6 protein-coding genes are annotated in these 6,403 nt (G+C 62.1%); 1 reads left to right on the top strand and 5 read right to left on the bottom strand.

Features of this window, described 5'->3' with window-relative positions:
• From EOA33_RS20240 to EOA33_RS20230, 3 genes are all read right to left on the bottom strand, one after another.
• Positions 1 to 721 (bottom strand): sugar ABC transporter permease (locus EOA33_RS20240; RefSeq protein ID WP_245482389.1); only part of this gene is annotated, 721 nt, incomplete at its 3' end.
• Positions 722 to 877: 156 nt separating this feature from the next.
• On the bottom strand, positions 878 to 2,140 hold the full coding sequence (locus EOA33_RS20235; RefSeq protein WP_245482388.1) for an extracellular solute-binding protein: 1,263 nt from the start codon (positions 2,138 to 2,140) through the stop codon (positions 878 to 880).
• A gap of 19 nt (positions 2,141 to 2,159) precedes the next feature.
• A complete protein-coding gene (locus tag EOA33_RS20230) occupies positions 2,160 to 3,338 on the bottom strand; it encodes a mandelate racemase/muconate lactonizing enzyme family protein (protein WP_127406395.1) in 1,179 nt (392 codons plus the stop codon).
• 317 nt (positions 3,339 to 3,655) lie between these two features.
• Between EOA33_RS20230 and EOA33_RS20225 the strand changes: the two genes are divergently transcribed.
• The gene (locus tag EOA33_RS20225; RefSeq protein ID WP_127282711.1) at positions 3,656 to 4,357 is read left to right on the top strand and encodes a GntR family transcriptional regulator; all 702 of its coding nucleotides are present in this window, start codon (positions 3,656 to 3,658) and stop codon (positions 4,355 to 4,357) included.
• On the opposite strand, the gene EOA33_RS20220 is transcribed toward EOA33_RS20225, so the two are convergent.
• Both EOA33_RS20220 and EOA33_RS20215 read right to left on the bottom strand, forming a co-directional pair.
• Positions 4,354 to 5,187, bottom strand: coding sequence for an alpha/beta hydrolase (locus tag EOA33_RS20220; protein ID WP_127406394.1), 834 nt, complete (start codon positions 5,185 to 5,187; stop codon positions 4,354 to 4,356). The genes EOA33_RS20225 and EOA33_RS20220 overlap by 4 nt on opposite strands.
• The coding region (locus EOA33_RS20215) for an NAD-dependent succinate-semialdehyde dehydrogenase (protein WP_145989209.1) at positions 5,184 to 6,403 on the bottom strand (1,220 nt) is incomplete at its 5' end. The genes EOA33_RS20215 and EOA33_RS20220, both read right to left, overlap by 4 nt.

Here is a 6,403-nt window from a genome sequence, read left to right as displayed (position 1 = left end):
GTGCGGCCCAGATCAGATATTCGGGCACCGTCGTCGCCGTGCCGGGTCCGCCGCCGGTCAGCACGTAGATCAGGCCGAACATCGAAGTCAGCAGGCCGATGGTCGTGATCACCGTCGAGAACTCGATGATGGGGCGAAGCTCCGGGATGATGACATGCCACCAGATCTGCCACATCTTGGCGCCGTCGAGACATGCCGCTTCTACCATTTCCTTGGACACGGTCGACAGCCCGGCAAGGAAGATCAGCACACCCATGCCGAAGGTCGACCAGCATTGGATCGCCAGCGTCACCGGAAGTGCGGTCGCCGAGTGGCCCAGCCAGTCCACGCCGCTGATCCCCGCGATGCCCAGCAACGCGTTCAGATTGCCATTGAAGCTCAGCACCACGCTGAAAATAGACCCGATGATGACGCTCGAGAGAATGGCGGGAAAGAAATAGACGGAGCGGAAAAACGTGCGCCCCGGCACGCCTTGGTGGATCAGGATGGCCAGCAGCATCGGGATGGTCACAAAGATCGGCACCGAAAGCAGTACCACGACGGCGTTGGCCATGGCGGAGCGGAAATTCGGGTCGTCCAGTGCGCGCAGATAGTTGCCGGCGCCGATGAACTGGCCCGGGTCGGTCGACGTCGCGCTGGTCAGGGAGATGCCAAACCCCCAGAACAGCGGAAAGATGCGAAACACCAGGACAAGCAGGATGGCCGGAAGCAGGAACAGCACCGCAACGCGCGCCTCTGTCCGGCGGCTCCGGCCTGGGCGGGTACGGGTCCGCGTGGCTTGGCCAGTCTGGTGTAACGAATTGGCGGTCATGGGCACGTCACTGATGCGGGGACGGGGGCGCGTCGCAGCGCCCCCACTGTCTGCGTGAGAAGATTGCTATTGCGGCTTGGCTTCAGCCTGGACCTTGTCCAGCGCCGTCGCGGCCTGGTCCACGGTGGTTTCACCGTTGAACAGGAGCTGGCTCTGGTGGTGCCATTCATCGAGCTCGGCCGCTGAAGAATTGGCATGCGTGGTCGGAACGGCTCTGGTCGCAAGCCAGCCCATGATCTGCTTGAGGCCAGGGCTGTCAATGCCGGATGTGTTGACTTCGGTGTTTGCTGGCACCGAGCCGGTGTCGTTGACCAGGTATGACAGGACTTCCGGCGAAGCGAGGATTCGCACCGCGTCGACGGCGAGATCGATGTTCGCGGAGTCCTTGTTCACGCCGTAGCCAACGCCGCCGTCAAGCGGTACGCCAGGGGCACCTTCATGCTGATCGGCAGCAACGGTCGGCGAGGGCATGGGATAGACCCCGACCTTGTCGACGCCCATGTTGGTCTCGAACTGCTTCCAATGCGCGACGTTGGAGAGCAGACCCATCACGTTGGCTCCGACACCTTGCTCGAAGAGGGCGAACTCATCCATGAACATGGTCTGCGAGTTACCGCCCTCCTGGTACCAGCCATTCTTGGCGGTATCGACCCAGGCCTGCAAGATCGCCTTGATCGGCGGATCCGACCAATGGAGCTTGCCTGCCAGCCAATCGGCCTGTTGCTGCGCGGTCAGCGACTGGTTCGCCGCTTCCGAAAGGAAGAACTCGGCGTTGTAGCCTTCCTTGTTGGCCATCATGAAGCATGCGGGTTTACCCTGCGCCTTCAAGGCGTCGCAGACCTTGGTCAGTTCGGCCCAACTCGTCGGCGGCTTCTCCGGATCGAGCCCTGCGGCCTTGTAAAGCGCTTTGTTGTAGTAGACGACGTGACCCTGCAGCGTCGTCGGGATGAAGTACAGCTTGCCATCAGGTCCGGTGAACGCGGACTTTCCAACGAGCTTCGGGATCAGGTCGGGCAGCTTGTCGTCGAGCGGGATCAGCCCGCCGACCAGGGCCTTGGCCTGGGCGCCGCCATTGGCCCAGATGACGTCAGGGCCGGCCTTCGAAGCGAGCGCGGTGCCCAGTAGCGTGTAGTACTCGGCGTCCGGTTGAGACAGGAGGTTGAGAGTTGCTCCCGGGTGCGCGGCCTCGAATGCGGCCTTCGCGTGATCGTAGTATGTCGCGTGGGCGGCATCGTCCACGTTGACGTCCCAGACGGTGATCTCCTGGGCCAGCGCCGGCGACGCCACCACCATGGTCGCAATAGCGGTCAATATCTTCAGCTTCTGCACGTCATTCCTCCCTTTTTATCTACCAGGCCTTCGCTTCATCCAGCGCTCGCTGCGAGTTTGGGATCCCGTCAACCCGCGGGTTGACGGGCGCTTCACCAAGGTCTTCGCGCGACAGGATTTCGGGGCGCGTCCAATCCAGACGCCCGGTCTCCGACAAGACCAGCCCATGGCCCGTTCGATCGGGCGCATGAATCCAGCCGTCATGAATTTCGATTGTTTGCTCGACCAGGTGATCGAAGTTCTGGAACGAGTATTCGAGCCACTCGACTTCGGGCAGCGCACAGGCCATGTGTACGCCGATTTCGAGAAACGTATTGCCAAGCGTCACCGGAACGCCGAGTTCGGCTGCCAGCCAGCCGATCCGCATCACGTCCGTCACCTGCCCATGGACATTCAGCATGTCGGTTGCGCCGGCCTGCATCAACAGGCGCTTGCCGGCCGCATCGAGGTATTCGCCTGAATTGATCATGGTCCACGGCGTTGCCGCCTTGAGGTTGCGAAGGCCGTCGAAGTCATGGCGCAAGATAGGGTCCTCAACCCATAGCAAATCATAGCCAAGGCTATGAATTTTCTGCAGTTTTACCGATGCCTCCTTGGCCCCCCAAGCCTCGTTTGCGTCAATCATGATCGACGAGCCGGGCCGCACCGTCTTTCGCAACAGCTCCAGCCGGGACAAATCCCGGTCGAAATCGGGATGCCCCACCTTGATCTTGAACGCGCGATAACCAAGCGCCTCGGCATGGGCAAAGAACGCTTGGAATTCATCGTCGCTGAGGTGGAAATCGAGACCGGATGCGTAGGCTTTCACGCGTTTGCGTCGGCTCCCCAGGAGCTCGTGCAACGGCAGGCCGACCAGCTTCGCACTCAGATCCCACAACGCAACCTGGAGGGCTTCCTCGAAAGGTAAGCCGAAGGCGCGCCTGTTTCCGCCGCGGGGCCGCTGGACCCGATGCACGAGCCCCAAAGGCGATTGCCCTGCGAGATCGGGCCAAGCCTCCTCTTCAAAAACACGAACGATCTCGGCCTGGTCCGGCAAGGGGTGAAACAGGCTCTGGACAAAGCCCAGCCCGACCAGGCCATTCTCGGCAACGAGCTCAAGCGCGGCCACGTGTGCCGCATCGATGCGGACCTGACTGTCACCGATGGTCCGGTCACGAGCGAATTGATAGCGGGTAATGCGATACTCGGCGATGCGCATACTGCGTCTCTGATATGTCAGAATGCGCTTTAGATATTTCAGTTTTGGAAAAGAGGCAAGCGGCCAGGCGCAAAACCGTCCGGCAGGCAGGCACGCAAATGCAGTGGGCGACGCTTCGTCGACCGGTTAGCGGCCCTGGCTCGATGGCCGCGCGACGACCTGCAAGCAGCCCAGGATACCGGTTGCGCGCAGCGCAGTACCCCGGTCAGTCGTATCCCTGCAAAGGTCCATTGATAACCGGCAATGCGATACTTTACGATGGCACGGCCGGTAATGTTTCAGAATCATGTTTAGATATTTCAGATGCGAGGTCAAAAGTGGCGCAGCACGACGATCAGTCCGATGGGGCCGCCGGGGCGGCAGCCGGCCAACGCCTTGGCGATCGTGCCTACACGCGCATTCTTGAGACACTGTTTGAGCGGAAGATCCCCGCGGGGGCCTTTCTGTCGCAAGGCGATCTTGTCGAAATGCTGCAAATCCCGGTTGCGCCGCTGCGCGATGCGCTCAAGCTGCTCGAGGCAGAGGGGATCGTCATCATCCATTCGCGCTCGGGCATCCAGTTCGTCAAGCCCGGGTTCGAACTGACCAGGTCGACCTACCAGTTTCGCAGCATTCTGGAGCGTGCAGCGACAGGGGTTTACGCGCAAACCGCGGACGAGGCGGACCTGGCGGAACTGGAAAGACGTCATTTGGCGGTCATCGAGGAGATCGAGCGCGGTGGGCTCACCGACCTGGTCAGGGCCGACCTCGAGCAACTCGAGACCTTGCTGCATCACTCCATCATTGCCAGCCTGAACAATCCATTGATCGACAGTTCCTACAAGCGGCTTCACAACTACGTCCGGCTGATCCGGCTGGACAGAAAGGTCACCGTGCCTCTCGTGCTGCAATCCCTGCGCGAGCACATGCAGGTCATCCTGGCATGCAAGGCACGCGACCCGGAGGCGGCTGCGGCGGCCATGCAGGCGCATCTGGCCTCGGCCCTGCAGCGCGGTCTGGGCCTCTACTACGGCTACTAGGCTGACTGAGATCCCACGAAGCGGGCCAACAGTGACGCGGCTTCGGTGCCCGCCACGCCAAGGTCGCGGACGCTGCTCATGTGATTGGCCGCCGCAAGGGTCGTGCGCGAGACAGCCAGCCCTTGGTTTTCCAGGTGGCTCGTGAACATCGCGGCCTGGCTGTGGAAGGGCGGCGTCTCATCGGCGCCGACCGAGATCTCTACGGCCACGGATGGATCGAAGCTGTGGTTGATCGGCGAGAACCGGCGGGCTTCTTCGTCGGTGATCGCGATCTCGGCGGCAAGGAATGACATTTGCAACGGCTTCAGGTCGTAAAGGCCGCCGAGCAGCAGCGCACCTTTGATGCCGGACGGCCGGTCGTCGCCGTCGAAAAGCATCGTTGCCAGCTGCGCGCCGGCGGAATGACCGCTAACGGTCAGCAGATCGGGATCGCCGCCATGGTCCGCGATATGGTCAAGCACCCATCGCTTGGCGCGGCGCGTCTGGTCAACGATTTTTGCCATCCTGACTGCTGGCATCAGCGCATAGTCGACGATGACTGCGATCGCACCGGCGTTCGTGACGGTCTCGGCGACATAAGAATAATCACGCTTGGAGAACATGCGCCAATAGCCGCCGTGAATGAACATATGCACCGGCAGGCGGTCCCGTTTGCCCTCGGGAAAGAACAGATCGATGGTCTCGGTGGCGTCATCTCCGTAGGCGACGTCGCCGACCATTGGCACGTTCGCCCTGCTATCTTCGCTTCTGCGCACGATCTCGGCGACGATGTCGTCGAACTCGACCACATGATCGCGAATGCGAAACGGATCTTTGGCGTGTCCGCTCACAGGGTTACGGCGATGTACTTCGCCTCCATGAACTCGGCAACGCCGTGCTTTTGACCACCTTCGCGGCCCAGTCCGCTCTGCTTGACGCCGCCAAAGGGCGCCGCCGGATCCGACATCAGGCCGCGGTTCAGGGCGATCATGCCCGCCTCGATCTTCGATGCCACGCGCATCCCCCTGGCCAGGTCGCGCGTGTAGATATAGGCAGCGAGACCGTATTCGGTATCGTTGGCCCTCGCGATGGCGTCCGCCTCGCTGTCGAAGCGCATGATCGGAGCCACGGGGCCGAATATTTCCTCATGGATCATGGCGGCGTCAGTGGAAACGTCGCGAAGCACCGTTGGCGGGTAGAAGTAGCCCTTGCCTTCGGCAATCGCTCCGCCGCACAGAACCTTGGCGCCACGGGCGACCGCGTCCTGGACGAGACGATCGATCTTGTCCACGGCCTTGCTGGTGATCATCGGGCCGCACTCGGTTTCCGGGTGTGTGCCAGGACCTACATTGAGGGCAGCCATGCGTTTGCACAGCCCATCGGCGAAGGCATCATGAATGCCGGCCTGCACGTAAAGCCGATTGGCGGCGGTGCAGGCCTCGCCGGCATTGCGCATCTTGGCAACCATCGCACCGTCGAGCGCTGCTTCCAGGTCGGCGTCGTCGAAGACAATGAACGGTGCATTGCCGCCAAGTTCCATCGAACAGGAGATGACGTGCTTGGCGGCTTCGGCCAGGAGCACCCGGCCGATACCGGTCGAGCCGGTGAATGACAGTTTTCGCACGCGTGGATCGGCCAGCATGGCAGCCGTCACCGGCCCCGGCGTCGAGGTCGTGAGCACGTTTACGACGCCGGGCGGCACGCCGGCTTCCTCGTAGAGCGCTGCAAGCGCATAGGCCGTCAGTGGCGTCTCGCTGGCTGGCTTCAGGATCACAGTACAGCCGGCCGCGAGCGCCGGCGCGATCTTGCGCGTCGCCATGGCTGCCGGAAAATTCCATGGCGTGATGAGCACGCAAATGCCGATGGGCTGGTAGTCGACAATGATCCGGTTGGCGCCCGAGGGCGCAAGGCCGAACTCACCGCTGATGCGGACCGCCTCCTCGGCGTTCCAGCGAAAGAACTCGGCGGCGTAGGCGACCTCACTGCGCGCGTCACGCAGCGCCTTGCCGTTCTCCAGCGAGATCAGCGCAGCCAGTATCTCCGCCCGTTCGGTCATCAGTTCGAAGC

Origin of the sequence: Mesorhizobium sp. M4A.F.Ca.ET.050.02.1.1, assembly GCF_003997725.1 — a bacterium.
Classification (GTDB): domain Bacteria; phylum Pseudomonadota; class Alphaproteobacteria; order Rhizobiales; family Rhizobiaceae; genus Mesorhizobium.
This window is presented reverse-complemented; position numbering and strand designations above follow the sequence as displayed.